16 protein-coding genes are annotated in these 18,845 nt (G+C 72.4%); 10 read left to right on the forward strand and 6 right to left on the reverse strand.

Annotated features, from left to right (window positions below; all coding sequences use genetic code 11):
* Positions 1-82 precede the first annotated feature (82 nt).
* The 5 genes from ACFYPS_RS08070 (at position 83) to ACFYPS_RS08090 (ending at position 5,294) form a co-directional block, all read left to right on the forward strand.
* Positions 83-1,231, forward strand: coding sequence for a hypothetical protein (locus tag ACFYPS_RS08070; protein ID WP_387323516.1), 1,149 nt, complete (start codon positions 83-85; stop codon positions 1,229-1,231).
* A 55-nt stretch (positions 1,232-1,286) separates the two neighbouring features.
* Positions 1,287-1,814 carry a hypothetical protein gene (locus tag ACFYPS_RS08075; RefSeq protein WP_387323519.1) on the forward strand — a complete coding sequence of 176 codons (528 nt, stop codon included), beginning with the start codon at positions 1,287-1,289 and terminating at the stop codon, positions 1,812-1,814.
* Positions 1,815-1,943: 129 nt separating this feature from the next.
* Positions 1,944-3,080 (forward strand): epoxide hydrolase family protein, encoded by a 1,137-nt coding sequence (locus ACFYPS_RS08080; RefSeq protein WP_387323522.1) that lies wholly within the window; start codon positions 1,944-1,946, stop codon positions 3,078-3,080.
* Positions 3,081-3,177: 97 nt separating this feature from the next.
* Positions 3,178-3,966, forward strand: coding sequence for a PPOX class F420-dependent oxidoreductase (locus tag ACFYPS_RS08085; protein ID WP_387323525.1), 789 nt, complete (start codon positions 3,178-3,180; stop codon positions 3,964-3,966).
* Positions 3,967-4,058: 92 nt separating this feature from the next.
* Positions 4,059-5,294, forward strand: coding sequence for a hypothetical protein (locus ACFYPS_RS08090; protein ID WP_387323528.1), 1,236 nt, complete (start codon positions 4,059-4,061; stop codon positions 5,292-5,294).
* Between the two features lie 110 nt (positions 5,295-5,404).
* Here the strand turns inward: ACFYPS_RS08090 and ACFYPS_RS08095 are convergent, their stop codons facing one another.
* The 3 genes from ACFYPS_RS08095 to ACFYPS_RS08105 all read right to left on the reverse strand — a co-directional run bounded on the left by ACFYPS_RS08095 (position 5,405) and on the right by ACFYPS_RS08105 (position 8,521).
* Positions 5,405-5,842: a VOC family protein gene (locus tag ACFYPS_RS08095; protein WP_387323531.1), complete on the reverse strand. Its 438-nt coding sequence runs from the start codon at positions 5,840-5,842 to the stop codon at positions 5,405-5,407.
* 14 nt (positions 5,843-5,856) lie between these two features.
* Positions 5,857-6,225, reverse strand: coding sequence for a VOC family protein (locus tag ACFYPS_RS08100; protein WP_387323534.1), 369 nt, complete (start codon positions 6,223-6,225; stop codon positions 5,857-5,859).
* A 160-nt stretch (positions 6,226-6,385) separates the two neighbouring features.
* Positions 6,386-8,521, reverse strand: a complete 2,136-nt coding sequence (locus ACFYPS_RS08105; protein WP_387323537.1) for an MMPL family transporter — start codon at positions 8,519-8,521, stop codon at positions 6,386-6,388.
* Positions 8,522-8,630: 109 nt separating this feature from the next.
* Between ACFYPS_RS08105 and ACFYPS_RS08110 the strand changes: the two genes are divergently transcribed.
* Positions 8,631-9,941 carry a histidine kinase gene (locus ACFYPS_RS08110; protein ID WP_387323540.1) on the forward strand — a complete coding sequence of 437 codons (1,311 nt, stop codon included), beginning with the start codon at positions 8,631-8,633 and terminating at the stop codon, positions 9,939-9,941.
* A complete protein-coding gene (locus ACFYPS_RS08115) occupies positions 9,893-10,537 on the forward strand; it encodes a LuxR C-terminal-related transcriptional regulator (RefSeq protein WP_387323543.1) in 645 nt (214 codons plus the stop codon). The genes ACFYPS_RS08110 and ACFYPS_RS08115 overlap by 49 nt, the downstream gene beginning before the upstream one ends.
* Before the next feature lie 189 nt (positions 10,538-10,726).
* Here ACFYPS_RS08115 and ACFYPS_RS08120 read toward each other — a convergent pair whose 3' ends face one another.
* Together ACFYPS_RS08120 and ACFYPS_RS08125 are read right to left on the reverse strand one after the other, a co-directional pair.
* A complete protein-coding gene (locus ACFYPS_RS08120; protein ID WP_354962847.1) occupies positions 10,727-10,912 on the reverse strand; it encodes a hypothetical protein in 186 nt (61 codons plus the stop codon).
* A complete protein-coding gene (locus ACFYPS_RS08125) occupies positions 10,909-11,145 on the reverse strand; it encodes a hypothetical protein (RefSeq protein ID WP_354962848.1) in 237 nt (78 codons plus the stop codon). Before ACFYPS_RS08125 ends, ACFYPS_RS08120 begins: the two co-directional genes overlap by 4 nt.
* Before the next feature lie 320 nt (positions 11,146-11,465).
* On the opposite strand from ACFYPS_RS08125, the gene ACFYPS_RS08130 reads away from it, so the two are divergent.
* Positions 11,466-13,592: an MMPL family transporter gene (locus ACFYPS_RS08130; RefSeq protein WP_387323546.1), complete on the forward strand. Its 2,127-nt coding sequence runs from the start codon at positions 11,466-11,468 to the stop codon at positions 13,590-13,592.
* Between the two features lie 272 nt (positions 13,593-13,864).
* A complete protein-coding gene (locus ACFYPS_RS08135) occupies positions 13,865-15,205 on the forward strand; it encodes a nicotinate phosphoribosyltransferase (RefSeq protein WP_387323549.1) in 1,341 nt (446 codons plus the stop codon).
* 96 nt (positions 15,206-15,301) lie between these two features.
* Here the strand turns inward: ACFYPS_RS08135 and ACFYPS_RS08140 are convergent, their stop codons facing one another.
* Positions 15,302-16,387, reverse strand: coding sequence for an endonuclease/exonuclease/phosphatase family protein (locus ACFYPS_RS08140; protein ID WP_387323552.1), 1,086 nt, complete (start codon positions 16,385-16,387; stop codon positions 15,302-15,304).
* Between the two features lie 303 nt (positions 16,388-16,690).
* Between ACFYPS_RS08140 and ACFYPS_RS08145 the strand changes: the two genes are divergently transcribed.
* Complete coding sequence (locus ACFYPS_RS08145) at positions 16,691-18,052, forward strand: hypothetical protein (RefSeq protein WP_387323555.1); 1,362 nt, start codon at positions 16,691-16,693, stop codon at positions 18,050-18,052.
* Positions 18,053-18,845 lie beyond the last annotated feature (793 nt).

The following is an 18,845-nucleotide window of genomic DNA, read 5'->3' on the forward strand; positions in this document are numbered from 1 at the left end:
TTCTGGCGTGTCCGGGTGGCGCGCCGCCGCTGTTAACACGTGTGACACCCCGGTTGGTGGCCTGCGCGGCGAAGGAGTCGGCGTGGCAAAGACTGATTCGACGGGTTCCACATGGCGGTACCGGTGGGCGCACCGGCAGAACGTTCGGCGGGTCAGCACGTTCCGCGGCGCGGAGGCGGCGTGGCGGCGACGCGACGACGAGTTGCGGCGGCTGCGCGCCCTGGCCGCTGACTTCCAGGGCTCCGCGGCGGCCGGCGCGGGCCTGCCGCTGGAGCTGGCGGGCGACGAGGTGGTGCTCTGGGCGCTGCCGGCCGTGCAACTGGTCGAGGTGCGGCACAGCACGGTGCTGCCCGCGCCGGATCTCACGGTCGCCTCGCCGTCCGGGCCGCTGCGCCCGCGCCGCCCGGACGGCGTCCGGGTCACCGACGCCGGCATGGCGGTGATCACCAGCCGTCGGCTGGTGCTGCTCGGCGGTCGCGGCCGGCGCGACTGGGCGTACGGCAGGATGACCGGCCTGGCGCACGACCCGGCGGCGCCGGTCACCCTGATCCAGGTGCTGGACCGGCGGCGTACCTCCGGGCTGATGCTGCCCACCGACGCGGCGGCGGACTTCCGGTTCAAGCTCACGCTGGCGTTCGCCGACGCGATCGAGCAGCGCCCCACGGTGCTCGCCCAGCTCGACGAGTTGATCGCCGAGCACGCCCAGCTCAAGCCGTTCCGGCCGGCCGCGGCCACGCCCGCGCAGGCCCGGCTCTCCGCGCTGGTGCCCGGTGGGCGGCGGACCGTCGCGGTGGCCGCGGCCGTCGCGCTCCTGGTGCCGGCGGCGCTGATCGAGTCGGACCCGTCGGACCCGACCGGTGGTGCCGAGGTCGCGGTCGCTGCCACCCCCGCGCCCACCCCCAGCGTGGTCCCCGCGCTGGTCCGCCCGGCGGCCACGCCGCTGGCGCCCCGCGCATCGCCGAAGCCGGTGAAGGCGCCGCGCCCGTCGCCAACCGCGACGCGCGACCCGCGCTGCGGGGCGCCGGTGAACCCCCTGGGGTATGACTTCTGCGGCGGCACCCGCATCCGCCGGCCGGCCGCCGAGGTGTGTGACTGGTTCGACTGTGTGCCGCAGTTCTGGGCCGGCCGGGGCTACCTGGTGCAGTGCCGTGACGGCTCGGTCAGCCTGACCGGCGGCCGGTCGAACGCGTGTGCCGAGCACCGAGGCGTGCGGCGAACTGTGACGAAGTGACCGTTTAATACCGGTTTCGATACTACCGTCGTCTTCGGTCGGCCAGAATCATCGGGTGGAGATCCGGTCCGACGACGGCGCCCGGGTGCGGATCCGCCCGGTCGGCTACCAGCCCGGCATCGACCCGCCCGACGACACCGACCGGGCCGCGCCCGGTTGGCACGACTGGCTGCTCATCGAGGTCGACGCCCGCACCGCCGACGGTCAGACCTGGTCGCACCACTACCCGAGTCTGATGGTCGAGGAGGCCCGCGCGCTGAGCGGCTGGCTGCGCGGGCAGGCGAAGGCGGCCGCCGGGTCGAGCCCGGCACCGGCGATGGTCCGTTTCACCGAACCCAACCTGGCCCTGCGGAGCCGGGTGATCCGCCGCCGCCGGCTGGAGCTGATCGTGGAGTTCTCCGCCGAGTCACTGCCGCCGTGGATGCGCCGGCCGTCCACCGCGATCTACCCGTTGATCCTCACCGTCTCCGCCGACGTGCTGGCCGTCGCCGCCGAGCAGTGGACCGAGCACTGCGAGGCGTACCCGCCGCGCGCGCCGTCCCGATTCCCGGCCCGAAATCCGATGCCCGGCCCGCTCGGCTAGAGTGATCTTCGTCAGCCACGAGAGGAGGTGAGCCCGGTGATCACCAACCGTCATTCCTGGGCGCTCTTCTCGGCCATCCCCCTCAGCTGACCTTTCGCGTCGGGGAGCGCCCTCCTTATCGGAGGACCAATGACCTTCTCCCCGTTCCGTATCGACGTATCCGATGCGGTCCTCGACGACCTGCGGGCCCGGCTGGCCCGTACCCGCTTCACCGACCGCAGCGGCCACCAGCCGTGGCAGGGCGGCGCCGACCCCGACTACCTGCGGGACCTGGTGTCCTACTGGCGCGACGGGTTCGACTGGCGGGCCCGCGAAGCGGAGCTCAACGCGTACCCGCACCACCTGGCCGTCGTCGGCGGCCGGAACCTGCACTTCCTGCACGTCCGCGCGGCCCGTCCGGCCGGCGCGCCCGCGACACTGCCGCTGATCCTCAGCCACGGCTGGCCCAGCAGCTTCGTCGAGATGCTGCCGCTGGTCGACCGGCTCACCGACCCTGCCGGGCATGGTGGCGCCTTCGACGTGGTGGTGCCGTCGCTGCCCGGCTTCGGCTTCTCGGAAGTACCCGACGAGCCGGTGACCCGCGCGATGCTCGCTCGGACGCTGCACGAGTTGATGACCGACGTGCTCGGCTACGAGCGTTACGGCGCCTTCGGCGGCGACGTCGGCGGGGTCGTCACCGGCTGGCTCGGTGCCCTGTACCCGGAGCAGGTGGCCGGCATCCACATGATCCATCCACCGTTCCCGGCCAGCTTCGACGCCCGACCGCTGTCCGCGGCCGAGCAGGCCTACCTGGACGCCGAAGCCGCGTACGACGAGACCGACGGCGGCTACAGCGCCATCATGGGCACCCGGCCGGACACCCTCGCGGCGGCGCTGGTCGACTCCCCGGTCGGGCTGGCCGCCTGGCTCGTCGACAAGTACCGGGACTGGAGCGACAACCACGGTGACCTGGCGAACAGCTTCGACCGGGACACCCTGCTCACCATCATCACGCTCTACTGGGCCACCGGCACGATCGGCTCGTCGTTCCGGCAGTACGTCGACTTCGACCACAACACCCCGCGGCCCGACATCACCGTGCCCGCCGCGTTCACGGTGAGCACCGAACCCTCGCAGGCCAACATGCCCCGCTCCATCGCCGAGCGGGCCTGCACCGACATCCGGCACTGGAGCGAACCCGGACGGGGCGGGCACTTCATGCCGCTGGAGGAGCCGGACCTGCTCGCCGGTGAGCTGAGGCAGTTCTTCACCTCACTGCGTCCGTAGTGACAGGTGGCGGAGCCGGGTCGGTCGTCGGCCCGGCTCCGCTCTTGGTCTGTCACGCCCGCAAGCGTCGCCCCGTCAGGTCTGTATGAGAACAATCGTGCGGTCCGCCGCCGCCCTGCTGGGCCTGGCCAGCGCGGTCGTCGGGGTGTGGGCGCTGCTCGCGCCGGCCTCGTTCAGCGCCTGGGCCGACTTCCCGCCACACCGGCACTTCGTGCACGACATCGGCGCCTTCCAACTCGGCATCGGCGTGACCCTGCTGCTCGCCACCATCTGGGCCGACGCGCTCACCGTGGCGCTGGCCGGCTACGCGGTCGGCGGAACGGCCCACACGGTGGTGCACGTCGCCGACCGCAATCTCGGCGGCACCACCGGTCAGACCGTCGCGATCGCCGGCGCCGTGGTGGTGGCCGCGGTGGCGTTCGCGTACCGATGGCGGGAGCGGGGCTGGGTGCTCGGCACGGTCTCGCAGTCCAGCGCGCCGGAGCTGACCCCGTTCGGCGGGCAGAAGACGGTCCTGCTGACGACGTACCGCCGCGACGGCCGCCCGGTCGGGACGCCGGTGAGCATCGCCGTGGCCGGCGACCGGGCGTACGTGCGCAGCTTCGAACGAGCCTGGAAGACCCGGCGCATCGGCAACAACCCGACGGTCACGGTGGCCGCCTCGACCGCCCGCGGCGTGCCGACCGGACCGGCGGTCCAGGCCACCGCCCGCCGGCTGACCGGCCCGGAGTACGACGCCGCCGCCCGCACGCTGCGCCGCAAGTACCCGCTGCTGCATGGGGTGCTCGTGCCACTGATGCACCGCCTCGGACGGCGTAGGACCGGCCGGACCGTCCACTTCGCGATCGTCCCCGCTGACGCCACGGCACGGCTTGGGGTGCTCTAGCTCGTCAATTTTCTCCTTTCGGGAACAAAGGGAAGCATCGATCCCGTCCGCGTTGCCTGTCCCGTGGATGAGCGGTTGTACCGCGTGTGACCGTGACTTCACTGGCATGTTCCCCTTGGCGGATTGCCTGGGCCGAGCGCGAGAACCAGCGGCGACGGCGCGAGTACCGCAGCGAGACCGACGCCTGGCTGCGACGCAACGACCACCTGACCCGGCTGCGGGTCGAGGCCGCCGGGTTCCTCGGGTGCACCCAGCCGCGTACCGGCCTGCCGGTGGACCTCGACGACGACGAGCTCGTCTTCCGCGTACTTCCCATCGCGGAGCTGGTCGAAGCCGAGGCCCGGCACGTCGCCGGCCTGCCGACGCCGGGTCCCGCCACCTTCGCCGACACACCCGCCGGCCCCCTGCCGAACGGCCTGCGGGTCGTCGACGCCGGCATGGCCGTCGTGACCAGCCACCGGGTGGCGTTCGCCGGGGGCGAGCGCTGGCGCGAATGGCGGTACGCGGACCAAGCCGCCGCCGCCCACCACCCCGACGTCCCGCTCACTCTGCTGCACACCACCGACCGCAGCCCGCTCGCCGGGCTGCTGGTGCCGGCCACCGCAGCGGTAAACGCCCGCTTCTACCTCACCCTCGCCATCGCCGTTGCCGCCGGAGAACGCGCCGCCGTCACCGCGCAGCTCGACGCCCTGCTGGACGCCCACCAGCGCACCCGGCCAACGCCGCTGCCGTTTGCTGTGCCGGAGGAGGCGCCGTTGACGGCGCTGCGCCCCGGTCGCCGGGTGGTCGCCGTCGCCACCGTCGCGATGGTGGTGTTCGCGACACTGGGCCCCGGCGCACTCGGGCCCGGGCAGGCAGGCACCGTGCAGCGGGCAGAAGAGACCGCTGTCACCACCCCAGACGCTCCGACGGCTGTCGACGTCCTCGTCCCGGCCCTTCCCGTCGGCCCGGTGGCGCCGGAGCGGGGGAGGGCCGAGTCGGTCGGCCGTACGGTGCCGGCCCGAACCATCGGCGGCGCGCCGTACGCCCCACCGAGCACGACTTCCACGCGGCCGGCGGCCCCGGTTGCGCCGGCACCGTCCACCGCTGTGGGCCCGCCGACCGCTCCGGGCCCGACCGCCAGTACGGCGCCGACGCCCGGGCCGGCTCCGACCACGGACCCGCCCCCGGTGAACCGCTCGATCATGCCCACCGCGTCGCCCACACCGACCGCTCCGGCCTCGCCCAGTCCATCGCCGTCGCCGGACGCCGCCCTGCTCACGCTCTGCCTGGATCCCCTGCAGCTGCCGCTGCTGGACCGGCTGCTCTGCCCGCCGACCGAACCCTGACGCGTCGATTTGCCGGCCTTATACGTGGCTCAGCCGGTGGCGTCTTCGTGCGTGGCTCGGCCGGTGGTGCCCTTGTGAGTGGCTCGGCCGGTAGCGCCTTTGCGTGGGGCTCAGCCGGTGGTGCCGAAGTCGGGGACGGTGATGGTGCCGTCCTCGCCAAGGGGGAAGCCGGGGTTCCAGGCGATTTCCCACACGTGACCGTCCGGGTCGGTGAAGTAGCCGGCGTAGCCGCCATAGAAGGTCTCCCGGGCGGGCTTGGTCGCCTCCGCGCCAGCGGCCACCGCCGCGGCGATCACCTCGTCAACCTCTGCTTGTGAGCGGACGTTCTGCGCCAGGGTCACCCCGCCGAAGCCGCCGGTGCCCTGATCGTCGATGCCCGCGTCGGCGGCCAACTTGTCCCGGCCCCACAGCACCACCGCCAGGCCGCCGGCCTGGAAGAACACCGTCTCCTCGACCTCCTGGCCGCGCCAGCCGAGGTGTTCGTAGAACGCTCGTGCCCGTGCCACGTCGGTGACGCCGAGGGTGACCAGGCTGATCCGTTGTTCCATGTCGGTAGGTCCAATCACTCCGGGGTGTGGCAGACGGCTTCGACGTTGTTGCCGTCCGGGTCGCGGACGAACGCGGCGAAGTAGGTCGGGTGGTACTCCGGCCAGATCCGGGGCGCGTGCAGCACCTCCGCGCCGGCTTTCACAGCGGCGTCGTGGAACGCCTGGACGGCGGCTCGGTCGTCGGCCGTGAAGGCGAGGTGTAGTTCGCGGGCCTCGTCGGGGGTTTCGGTCGGGCCCAGCCAGAAGTCGGGACGGTCCCGGCCGTAGCCGATGACGTTCGGGAACTCCAGGAGGCGGCGGCCGGCGAGCGGGGCGAGCACGGCGTCGTAGAAAGCGGCGCTGGTCGGCACGTCGCGGACCTGGATGGACATGTGGTCGATCATCGCGGGCTCCTCCAAGCGTCTCCGAGTGGGCTGACGCCACGCTAGCGGCGGGGTACGACGTGTGGTCCGTGTTCGCCGTAGGTCGCCACCAGGCACCACCCCGCTCGTCGCACGGGTGCTCGGACCGGCCTATCCAGGGCTGCCGACTCCCGGGGGATTCCTACGACGCCGCCGTTGCCTGCTCGGTCGGCGGCGCCGCGACCGGCCGGATCCTTGGCCGCGCCAGGGCGCTCGGCCACCAGGTGCGGGGACCGATGTGCAGCGCCAGCGCCGGGACGAGCAGGCTGCGGACCAGGAACGTGTCGAGCAGCACCCCGACGCCGATGATGACCGCCGTCTGCACGGACGGCACCAGCGGCAGCACGCTGAGCGCGCCGAACGTGGCGGCCAGCACCACGCCCGCGCTGGTGATCACCCCGCCGGTGACCGTCAGTGCGTGCAGCACGCCGTTGCGGTGCCCGAGCAGTGCCGCCTCCTCCCGCGCCCGCGTGCTGAGGAAGATCGTGTAGTCCACGCCGAGGGCGACGAGGAACAGGAACGTCTGCAGCGGAATCCCGACGAAGAGTTTCGGGTAGCCCATCGCGTCGAGGATCAGCCCGGCCGCGCCGATCGCCGCGGCGTAGGACAGGACCACGCTCGCGAGCAACAGCAGCGGCGCGACCAGCGCGCGCAACAGCAGCACCAGGATGACGAAGACGACCGCCAGTACCAGCGGCACCACGACCCGGTTGTCCCGGCCGACCGTCCGCTCCTCGTCGAGCAGGTACGCGGTGTCCCCGCCGACCAGCGCCTGCGCACCCGGCACGGCGTGCACCGCGGCGCGGAGCCGGTCGACCGTGTCCAGCGACGCGTCGCTGTCCGGCGTGTCGGCCAGGACCGCCGCGATGCGCACCCAACGCCCGTCCGGCGAGCGCTCCGGCTCGCCCACCTCGGCAACCCCCGGCACGGTACGGGCGGCGGCCACCACCTGGTCGGTCGGGCCGGCGGCGGCCAGGATCTCGGCGGGTGCGACGGCTCCCCTCGGGTAGTGCGCCTCGATCATCCGCTGTCCGGTGACCGAGCCGACCTCCTTGGTGAAGGACTCGTCATGCGGCATGCCGATGCTGAGGTTGCCGATACCGAAGCTCAGGGCGACCAGCGCCGCCGCCGTGCCCAGCCACACCGCGCGGGGCCGCCGACCGACGAAACCGGCGATCCGGCGCCACACTCCGTGCTCGGTCGCCACGTCGAGCCCGACCGCGTCCGGTGCGAAGCGCGGCACGAACGGCCAGAACAGCCACCGCCCGAAGATGACCAGCACGGCCGGCAGCAGGGTGGTCATGGCGAGCAGCGCCGCCGCGATCCCGACCGCGCCGACCGGTCCGAGCCCCCGGGTGGACGGCAGTTGCGCGGCGAGCAGGCACAGCAGGCCGATCGCGACGGTCGCCGCCGAGGCGGCGATCGCGCCGATCGACCGCCGCAGCGCGACGGCCATCGCCGCGTGCCGGTCGGCGTGCCGGCGCAGTTCCTCCCGGTAGCGGGCGATGAGCAGCAGGGCGTAGTCCACGCCGACACCGAAGACCAGCACGGTCAGGATGCTCTGGCTCTGGAAGTCCACGGCCAGCCCGGCGTGCCGGGCCAGCAGGTACACCACGGCACTGGCGAGCTGGTTGGCCACCGCGACCGTGATGAGCGGGATCAACCACAGGACCGGGCTGCGGTACGTGATGAGCAGCAGCAACGCGACGGCGGCCGCGGTCGCCAGCAGCAGCGTGCTGTCCATGCCGGCGAACGCGTCGAAGACGTCGTCCTCGCCGCCGGCCGGGCCGGTGAGCGCGGTCCGCAGGCCGGCCGGCGCGTCCCTGCTCAGCTGCTCCTTGACCTCAGCCACCGCGTCGGCCCGCTGGTCGGCGTCCCCAGCGATCGGGAAGGAGAGCAGCAGCGCCTGGCCGTCCTCGCTGACCACCGGCGGGGGCACCTGGCCGCCGTCGGCGTACCGGTCGAACGCCGTGCGGTCGGCGTCGACCTTGGCGCGGTCGGCGTCGGTGAGCCCGCTCTCGCGGACGTAGACGGCGACGGCCAGGGGCTTCTGGGAGTCGGGGAACGCCTCCTCGGCCCGCTGCGCCGCCCGGCTGGCTTCGGCGGTGGCGGGCAACGCGCCGAGGGTGTCGTTGTCCTGCACCTCGGTCAGCTTGATCGCCAGCGGCCCGGCTGCCGCGACGAGGACGAGCCAGAAGACGAGCATCACGTACTTGCTGCGTCGGCCGGACGGCATTGCGGCCAGTCGGTGCCGCGCGGTTTCCTTTTGCCTGGTCATGCCTTCGATCCTTCGGCCGCCGCAGGTGGAAGGCAGGGGTGGCAGGTCCCGAAGGCAGGTGGTGGTAGCACCACCGATTCCGGTGGCGCATCGGGCGGAGAATGACGCCGTGGACCGCTCCGTACGCTCGACCGTCTGGCAGCAGATCCGGCCTGGCGCGCTCGCCGCCGTGCAGGGCCTGGCTGTGGCCCTGCTCAGCCTGACCACCAACGTGCTGCTGTTCGCGCTGTCGGTGGTCTCCCTCGCGCTCATCCCCGCCCTCGGCATCGGGTTCGCCCTCTTCCCCGCGGTGACCGTGCTCGTACGGCTGTCGCTGACGTTGCAACGGCGCCTGAGCCGGTCCGCCGGCGTGCCGATCGCCTCGCCGTACGCGCCGGTGCCCGCCGGCGCGCGGCTCGGCACCTGGCAGCGGTTCCGGTGGGTGGTCTCGGACCCGGCGACCTGGCGGGACCTCGCCTGGTTGATCCCCGGCGCGGTCACCGGCGGCGCCTGCCTGCTCGCGTTCGCGCTGGCCGCGTACGGGCTGGAGGGCGCCCTCTTCGTGCCGCTGGTGCTCTACCTGAGCATCGACTGGTACGGCTACGGTGTGTTCTGGCCGATGGACAACCTCGCGAAGGCGTGGCTGGCCGCGCCGCAGGGCTGGCTGATCCTCACCGGCGGGCTGGCCGTCGCACCGGGGCTGCTGTGGCTGCACTTCCGCTTCGCCGGTTTCTTCCTCGCCCCCACCCGGGCGCAGGAGCTGGCCCTGCGGGTCCGGCACCTCGCCGCCACCCGCGCCGACACCATCGACACGCAGGCCGCCGAGCTGCGCCGCATCGAACGCGACCTGCACGACGGTGCGCAGGCCCGGCTGGTCGCACTGCGGATGAGCATCGGCCTGGCCGAGCAGCTCATGGCCAACGACCCGGCACGGGCGGCGCGACTGCTCAGCGAGGCGCAGGAGACCAGCGGCCACGCCCTCGCCGAACTCCGCCACCTCGTCCGCGGCATCTACCCGCCCGTACTCGCCGAACGCGGCCTCAACGGGGCGGTGCAGGCACTCGCCCTCACCGTCGCGCCGCCCATGGACGTGGACGTCGACCTGGACCTGCCCGGCAGCCCGCCCGCGGCGGTCGAGTCCGCGGCGTACTTCGCGGTGGCCGAGCTGCTCACCAACGTGGCCAAGCACAGTGGCGCCCGGCGCGCCTGGGTCTCTCTGGTGCACCGGGACGGTGTGCTGCGCACGGAGGTCGGCGACGACGGGCGCGGCGGCGCCACGCCGGACGCAGGGACCGGCCTGGCGGGCGTACGACGCCGTCTGGCAGCCTTCGATGGCACGATGACCGTGACCAGTCCGCCCGGCGGACCCACCGTCGTGACCATGGAGCTGCCTTGCGAGTTGTCATCGCGGAGGACCTTGCCCTCCTCCGGGACGGGCTGACGCACATCCTCTACGCGAACGGACACCAGGTCGTCGAGGCCGTCGCCGACGGACCGTCCGTGCTGCCGGCGCTCACCCGGCACCGCCCCGACATCGCCGTCGTCGACGTGCGCCTCCCACCCACCTTCACCGACGAAGGCCTGCAAGCCGCCCTCGCGGCCCGGATGCAGCTGCCCGGGCTACCGATCCTCGTGCTGTCCCAACACGTCGAGCAGCTGTACGCCCGGGAACTCCTCGCCGACCGCAACGGGGGAGTCGGCTACCTACTCAAGGACCGGGTGTCCAACGTCGGCCAATTCATCGACGCGCTACGCCGAGTGGCCGGCGGCGGGATGGTGATGGACCCGGAGGTGGTCACCCAACTGCTGGCCCGTACCTCCGGCATGCAGCCACTGCGCGACCTCACCGCCCGGGAGCGGGAGGTGCTGGGTCTGATGGCCGAGGGACGGTCGAACGCGGCGATCGCGGGACGGCTCTTCGTCACCGAGAAGGCCGTCAGCAAGCACATCAACAACATCTTCAGCAAGCTCGGGATGCCACCGTCGGACGACGACAACCGGCGGGTGCTGGCGGTGCTCGCGTACCTCAACGGCTGACGCAGCTACACCTCTTTCGCGGCCGGACCGGTCGACGCCCGGGCGCGGGCGTTGCTCGCCCACCTCGCCGCGCGCAGGTCGGCTGACCAGGGAACGCGGAGGGCCGGCCGCTCTCGACCGGCCCTCACAGAAATCGCATGAGGATTGGCGGTGCTGTTTGTCCCCGGCAGTAGCCCTTGCGAAGGCCCGCTACTTGAGATGGAACCGTTCATCGACGGCGAGGGCCGCCAGCTGCGGCACGGAGAACGGCAGCGTGGTCAGCGCCGGCGGGTCGTCGCCGAGCTTCGCGCGCTGTGCAACGTAGACCACTACACCGTCCGGGTGCCGGTACGCCGCCCACTGGTCGAACCGGTCGTCGCGGCCTGGCCGGATCACCACCCCGACCTGTGCCGCACCGACGCCACCAGCTGGCAGTCGCCCTGCATGCCCCAGAACTGCTGGGCCAGCGCGCACGGCTCGGCCGGTAGCCGGTTGCCCACGGTGTGCACCTCGACCAGCAGGCGCCCCATCCGTTCGCCTCTAGCCAGGGCGGCCGAGGCCATGTAACTCCACCCGTCCACGCCGTTCACCTTGGCGTCGAACTGCGCCTGGTGGGCCCGCAACAGCATCTCGTCAGCGGGCTGGTTCGCCGGGTTTTCCGGCGCGGTGTAGCCGCGGGCGGGTAGTTGACCAAGCTGGGTATGCCGCCGTCCGATGACAACAATCGACGGGTGTTCCCCGTGCTCGCGTACCTGAACAGCTGAAACTCGCCGAGCCCCCGGAGCCCAAGCATCCGAAAAGGAGTGCCACGCGACGGTAGGCTGCACAGTGGGTAGCGAAGCCTGCCCGGCAGAGTGACGGGCGGGTGCCCTGGGCGCTCCAGGCCCCCGACGTCGGTGGTGCCGAACACTCGGGGGAAACCATGTTCGAGCGGCTGGGCAGATTCGTTGTGGGCAGAGCGTGGTGGGTGATCGCCGGGTGGGTGCTCGCGGCAGCCGCCATCATCGCCACCACACCGTCGCTGAGCGATATCACCTCCGCCGATCAGGAAAGCTTTCTGCCCCGCTCGTACGAGTCCGTGCAGGCCACCGAGCTTGGGCAGAAGGCGTTTCCGCAGCAGGCCACCGCGACGGCGATCATCGTGGTCAAGCGCGCCGACGGGCAGAAGCTCAGGCCGGCGGACGAGGCGAGGGTGGGCCAGCTCGCTCAGTCGCTCAAGGTCAAGAACATCCCGCACACGTCCGGCTACCTGACAGGTCCGCTCGCGGTCGCGCCGGACAAGTCGCTGCAGATCATCAATGTCGGGCTCGATGCCCCCACCCCCGACGATCCGGCGCTGCTCGACGCCGTACGCGATCTGCGGTCGGACATCGGCCCGGAGCTGGCGAACAGTGGGCTGACCGCGGGCGTGGCCGGCGACGTGGCGAGCTTCGTCGACAACGAGGACACCTTCAACAGTGCCTTCGCCGTGGTCGGTGTCGCGACGATCATCCTGATCATCGGACTGATCCTGATCATCTTCCGCAGCCCCATCGCCGCGCTGCTGCCCGTGGTGGTCGTCGGCGTCGTCCTGAGCATCACGACGGGTCTCGTCGCCGCCGCGGGCAAGGCATTCGATCTCAGTGTCAGTCAGGATTTGCAGACGATCCTGCTGATCGTGCTGTTCGGCATCGGCACCGACTACATCCTGTTCCTGCTCTTCCGCTACCGGGAGCGGCTGCGCGCCGGTGACGACAAGCGCACCGCGATGATCGTCTCCGTCCAGCGGGTCGGCGAGGTCATCACGTCGGCCGCCGGGGCGGTCATCGTCGCGTTCCTCGTGCTGCTCCTGGCCTCCCTGGGCTTCTTCGGCTCGCTCGGCCCGGCGCTCGCGATCGCGGTCGGCGTCATGCTGGTCACCTCGCTCACTCTCGTCCCGGCGGTCGTCTCGCTGCTCGGTCGTTACGTCTTCTGGCCGTCGAAGGCGTGGCAGCGTGCGCCCAAGGCCACCTTGTCGCACCGGCTCGGCACCGTCGTCGGGCGCCGGCCGGCGCTCGTCGCGGCGGCGTCCGGCGTCCTCCTGGTCGCGCTCGCCGCGGGCGTGCTGGGCTACAAGGCCGACTACGACTTCAGCGCCGGCTTCCCGCAGGACACCGAGTCGGCGAAGGCCGCGCAGGACCTGCAGCGCGGGTTCGCCGCCGGTGCGCTCGCCCCTACCGAGGTCTACCTGACCACCAGTAACGGGTCGCAGCTGACCGAGCAGCAGGTCAACGACTTCGCGGCGGCTGTGGCGAAAGCCCCGGGTGTGGGCCAGGCGCAGCCCCCGGAGCGCAGCACCGACCCGAGTGTGGCCCGGGTCAACCTGCTGCTCGACGAGAACCCGGTCTCCAACGAGGCGATCACCCTCGTCCGCGAGGACCTGCGCGGTGCCGTGCACGCGGCGGCCCCGACCGGCACCCGGGCGCTGGTCGGCGGGACCACCGCGATCTTCGCGGACATCAACTCGGCGAACAACCGCGACCTGTCGGTGATCCTGCCGGTCGCGGCCGGCCTGATCGCGCTCATCCTCGCGCTGCTGCTGCGCAGCCTGGTCGCGCCGATCTACCTCGTGATAGCGGTGCTGCTCAACTTCGCCGCCACGCTGGGCGCCACGGTCTACCTCTTCCAAGGGCTGCAGGGCGAGCCCGGTGTCACCTTCCAGCTGCCGATCATCCTCTACCTCTTCGTGGTGGCGATCGGGACGGACTACAACATCCTGATGATCGCCCGACTACGCGAGGAGGCGCGGGAAGGCAACGAGCCGCACGAGGCCGCCGCCATCGGAGTGGAACACGCTGGCCCGACCGTCGCGGCAGCCGGACTGATCCTGGCCGGGACGTTCGCGGTGCTGCTGCTCGCGCCGATCTCGTTCCTGCAGCAGATGGGCTTCGCGGTGGCGATCGGCATCGTGCTGTCGGCGTTCGTCATGTCGATGTTCTTCGTTCCGGCGTTGACCGCGCTGATCGGGCACAAGGCGTGGTGGCCGGGGCACGGCGACGAGCGGCGGGTCAGCGGGCCGCGCACGCCGCCGGAGCCGGCGACCGTTGCGAAGGAGTAGCGCGAGTCGTCAACGCTCAGGGTCTCGACGCGGTGCGCGCCGAGTGGCGGGCGGCGGCATGCGGACCCCGGCGAGGCGGTGTGGCCGGTGTGTTCACCGCCGTCAGGTGTACCGGTGACCGGGAGGGGTATCCGCGCCCAACTGCTGCCTCGCGGCGTGCTGGCTCGGAAGCCGGGGGCCGGACGCCCCAGCCTGCGTCCGCCCCGGACCCGACGGGTTGGCATCACCACGATGCCGGCCCGTTGACCGTGCCCAGTGCCGATGGAGGAATCGTGACCGGGCTGCGTACCGACCTGTACGAGCTGCGGATGGCGGCCAGCTACCTGCGCCGGGACATGGTGGAGCGTGCGACGTTCAGCCTGTTCGTCCGCCGCCTACCGCCGCAGCGTGGCTTTCTGGTGGCCGCCGGGCTGGCCGAGGCGCTGGCGTTCCTGGAGGGCTTCGCGTTCGACGAGGGTGAACTCGGCTACCTGCGCGACACCGTCGGGCTCGACGAAGCGACGCTGGCAGCGCTCGCGGGGCTGCGGTTCACCGGTGATGTCTGGGCCGTGCCGGAGGGCCGCGTGGTGTTCGCCGACGAACCGCTGCTGGAGGTCACTGCGCCGATCGCCGAGGCGCAGCTGGTGGAGACCGGCGTGCTGAACCTCATCACCTTCCACACCACGGTCGCCAGCAAGGCCGCCCGATGCCGCCTCGCGGCCGGCGACGCGCAGCTGGTCGACTTCGCGTTCCGCCGCACCCACGGCATCGAGGCCGGCGCCGCCGTGGCCCGGGCGTCCGCGATCGCCGGCTTCGCCGCGACCAGCGACGTCGAGGCCGCTCGACGGTACGGACTGCCGCCGTCCGGGACCATGGCCCACTCGTACGTCGAGGCGTTCCCCGACGAGCGCGCCGCGTTCCGCGCGTTCGCGACCGACTTCCCGACGAACCCGGTGTTCCTCGTCGACACCTACGACACGCCCGCCGGAGTGCGAGCCGCCGTCGAGGTCATCGCGGAGTTGGGACTGACCGGCCCGGTGGGCGTGCGGCTCGACTCCGGAGATCTCGCCGCGCTCGCCGTGCAGACCCGCGCGATTCTCGACGACGCCGGGCTGACTCAGGCCCAGATCCTGGCCAGCGGCAGCCTCGACGAGGATGTCATCGCGGCGCTCGTCGCCGCGGGCGCACCGATCGACGCGTACGGCGTCGGCACCCGCATGGGCGTCTCGTTCGACGCGCCGTCCCTGGACAGCGCCTACAAGCTGGTGGCCGTCGGCGACCGGCCGGTGCTCAAGCTGTCGCCCGGCAAGGCCACCCTGCCCGGCCCCAAGCAGGTCTTCCGCGATCCCACCGGTGCCAACGGCGACGTGGTGGGGCTGCGCGACGAACCGCCACCGGGCGACCGCGAGCCGCTGCTCGTGCCGGTCATGCGCGGCGGCCGTCGCCTGGCCGTCGCCGACCCGGCCGGTGAGGTACGCGCCGCGCGCGGCCGGTTCGACGCGGACCTCGCCTGGCTACCGGACCCGGCGCGTCGGCTGGCGGACCCGGCGCCGCTCACCGCCGCCGTCAGCCCGGCCCTCGCCGCGCTGCACGAACGGGTGGCCCCGCAGGTGGCGCGCGGCGGGACCTACTGACAGCCAGGCCGGGCGGACGCGTCGGGGCGGTCATCGCGGCGGGCCCGTGGCAGCCCCGGGCTGGCGCGTCGGCGCCAGCCCGGAGCAGCGTTCGCGCTACCGCAAGGCCAGCACGGCCAGGTAGCCGAGGTGGTCCGATGCCCACCGGCCGTCGGGGGTCTGCCGCTCGGTGCCGAAGATGAGGCTCGAGACGGGAACGACCGCCCCCCGGAACAGGACCATGTCGATGCGGTGTTCGACGGCGTCGGCGGGTTGGTTCAGGTCGTCGCCCAGACCCGCGGTGTAGCCGGGTTCACCCGGATGCAGGATCTGCCACGTGTCCCGCATTCCGCCGGCCACCAGCGCCGCGTAGGCGAGCCGGTTCTCGGCGACCGGCAGGTCGGGGCCCGTGTTGAGATCCCCGCCAAGGATGACGTCACCCGGTGCCGTGGCGAGGGGACCGCCCAGCAGCTCGCGCGCCTGCAGCACCCGGACACCAGGGTGGAAGGCCTCCAGGTGGGTGTTCACGAACCGGAACGGGCGTTGCCCGTGCACCACGTCCACCGCGGTCCAACCGCGGGTGCTGGTCACGGTCCCGTTCGTTGCCGCGAGCGTGAAGGTGAGGTTGTTGGTGAAGGTGCCGGACGAGGAGTCGGTCACCTTCACCCGGCCGCCGTGGCGCACCAGGATCACGTCGCGCATCGTGAGCCGGACGTCGAGGAAGTGCGGCGCGCCCGCCGGCGCCTCCAGATCGGCCTCGGCCTGTACGACCGCGACGTCGTACGCGTGACCGGAGCGGCTCAGCTCGCCCATGAGCAATGCCAGGTAGTCGTACCGGATTTCGGTGGCTGGTGCGGGGTCAGCGAACGTGCCGGTGCGCCACAGGGCGACCTCCTGCAGTCCGACCAGGTCCGGCTTGTTCTTGGTGATCTCCCGGGCGAGCAGCTTCGCCCGGGCGGGAAAGTCGACCAGGTCGACGTGGCTCAACAGCGCGGAGTTCGCGGCCAGGAACGCCCCTGGTGTCGGCGCGCCGATGGATGGCGTCAGATCGCCGCCCAGATAGAGGTTCCGGGTCATCACGGTGACCTTGGATTTTCCTTCGGCTTGGACGGGTGCGCTGAAAACGCCGAGGCTGACCAGGGCGATGGCGGCTGCGAGGGTGATTCTCGCCGTTCGCCAGGAGGTGGTGGGTGTCGGGAGCATCCTGTTCGATCCTCTCTCCCGGCGACTACGCCGGCGTCGGACGTGAGATCGATCCGGTGGTGCGGATGGGGACGCGTGAGGCGGCGTCGCGACCTGTCGGCGGGGCGCGGCCCGAGGCGGTGCGTGCACCGTATCGCCGCGAGGCGGTCGGAGACAGCCGTGGATATCGGCGGTTCGGCCCCACCCGCCAACCGGTACGGGCATTTGACGGTATCCACGGAACCAGCCGATCCGGTCGACGGCGACGACGTGTCCTGCGCCGCCGCGCGCGGTTGTACCGGGTGGACGCGGAACCCCTTCGCGATGAGAGGCGACCCGGTGGCGACGGACGGGACGGCGGTGGGCTGGCGGGCCCGGTGGGTCAACCGAGAGAACGAGCGGCGGCGCATGGCGTACGAGACCGCCGTCGAGGCGTGGCGGCGACGCGACATGCAGCTACGGGAGTTCTGGGCGCGGGCGGAGGAGCCGGAGCCGTGGGCGGAGACGCCGGTGGGTCTGCCGGTGGCCCTCGACCAGAATGAGGTCGTGGCCACCGTGCAGTCCGGCGCGGAACTGCTCGAGGTGGCGGCTCGGCACACCGCCGGCCTGCCTGCACCGGAGCTGGCCGTCGTTCCCCTCGGGGACCCGGTCCGGTCACGCGGGTTGACGAAGGGCGTCGCGGTGGTCGACGCCGGCATGGCGGTGGTCACCGACCGGCGGCTGATCCTCATCGGACGCCTCGGGGTCCGGGAGTGGCCGTACCGGCAGCTGATCGGGGTGGCACACCATCCGGCGGAGCCGTTGACCCTGCTGCACGAGCACGGGCCGGGCAGGATCCGGGGAGTACGGGTACCGCCGACGGCGGCGTCCGACTTCCGGCTGCGACTCACCGTCGCGTACGCCGAGGCCGTCGGGGAGCGGGACGCGCTCCTGGACCGGCTCGACGAGGCGGTGGTGGCGCACTGGCGTACCCGGCCGGCGGCACCGACACCGGCCACGCCCGTCGAGGCCCCGGCCGCCGCCCGCCTCGCCCGTCCGGCGCTGGTCGCCGCCGTCGCGGTCCTGGTCGCCCTGGCGGGGGTCGTGGGCGCGGTCCGCTGGTCCGCGACGGACCGCCCGGTGGTCGGAATGGACTTCGACGGCCGCACCGGCGCGGCCTCGACCGACCCGGATGACCCCTCGCCGACCACCGCCGTCGGCGCGCCGCTAAGCTCCACCGCTCCCACCGCTCCCACCGCTCCCACCGCTCCCACCGCTGGTCCGCAGCGGGACGCCACCACCGCGCCCGGCACGTCCGGTCCCGTTACGGCGCCGGGGCCCGGTTCCGGGCCGGTCACCTCTCCTGGACCGGGCCCGACCGATGGTGCCTCACCGACCAGACCCTCCGGGTGGCCGTCGGCCAGCAGCACCGGTGTCGGTAGCCCGAGTCCGTCCACCGGCTCGCCGAGCCCGACCCCGGTGGACCTCTGCGGCGCACCGCAGAACCCGTACGGCTACAACTACTGCGGCGGCTCCTACATCAACGACCCGGCCGCGGACGTCTGCGACTGGTTCGACTGCGTGCCCACCTTCTGGAACGGCAAGGGCTACGTGGTGCAGTGCGACGACGGCCTGGTCAGCATGACCGGCGTACGAGGCGGGCCGTGCGCTGACCACGGTGGCACCCGACACCCCGTGTACGCCTGACCCGTCCATGCCCTCACCCTGTCCCGGCGTCCCAGTAGACGTGCCGCAGCCCCGTTCGGCGTACTTCCACGCGGTTCGCCAAGGTAGGCCGGTGACGACGAGGGCGAGCGGGGTGGCCCGACGTCCGGGTCGGTGGTGGCGTCGGCCAGCGCCGGGCGGTGGTCCCCGGCCGCGAGTGCCTCCAGGCCGAACACTTCCGTCGCGAAGTGGTATAGCCCGGCGTCGAGCCCGGCGACCTCGCTGGCCACCGCGTACATCTCGAGGGGGTGGAGATTGCCGGCCGAGGGGGCGGCGCGGAACCAGAGGTTGTCTCCGGCGGTTCGGGTGACGCCGGCCGAGTAGAACAGCAGGCGGGCGAGGAGTTCGCCGTCTATGGTCGGGACGCTCGGCGGTACCCGTCCGGACAGGGTCACCGCGGCCGGCGCCCCGGTCGGCGGCAGGTCGCGGGGCAGGGGGTGCACCGGCGTCCCGAGGTGGCGTTTGAACGGCTGGGGACGGTTGCTCGGGTCCATTGGGACGAACCGCGGGACACCCGGCGGCCGGCCGCCGCGACACTGGCTCGTCTGGTGGTGGTAGAGCCGGGTCACCTCGCCGGCGCGCATCCGCCGCGCATACCCGCCGGCGCATGGCGTATGCCCGAACGAGCGCGGTGCCGGGCGCGGCAGCCGTCAGCAGTCCGCACCCGCAGCGCAGCCGCCTAAGAGGTCGCGCGGAATGGGTGGTGGTCACGGGCGGCGGTTGGGACGGGTGTCCCATCGGTAGGTGGTCCATGTGCGTCGGATCAGGCTACGGA

The sequence above is a fragment of the Micromonospora sp. NPDC005087 genome (genome assembly GCF_042872965.1).
Taxonomy (GTDB): domain Bacteria; phylum Actinomycetota; class Actinomycetes; order Mycobacteriales; family Micromonosporaceae; genus Micromonospora.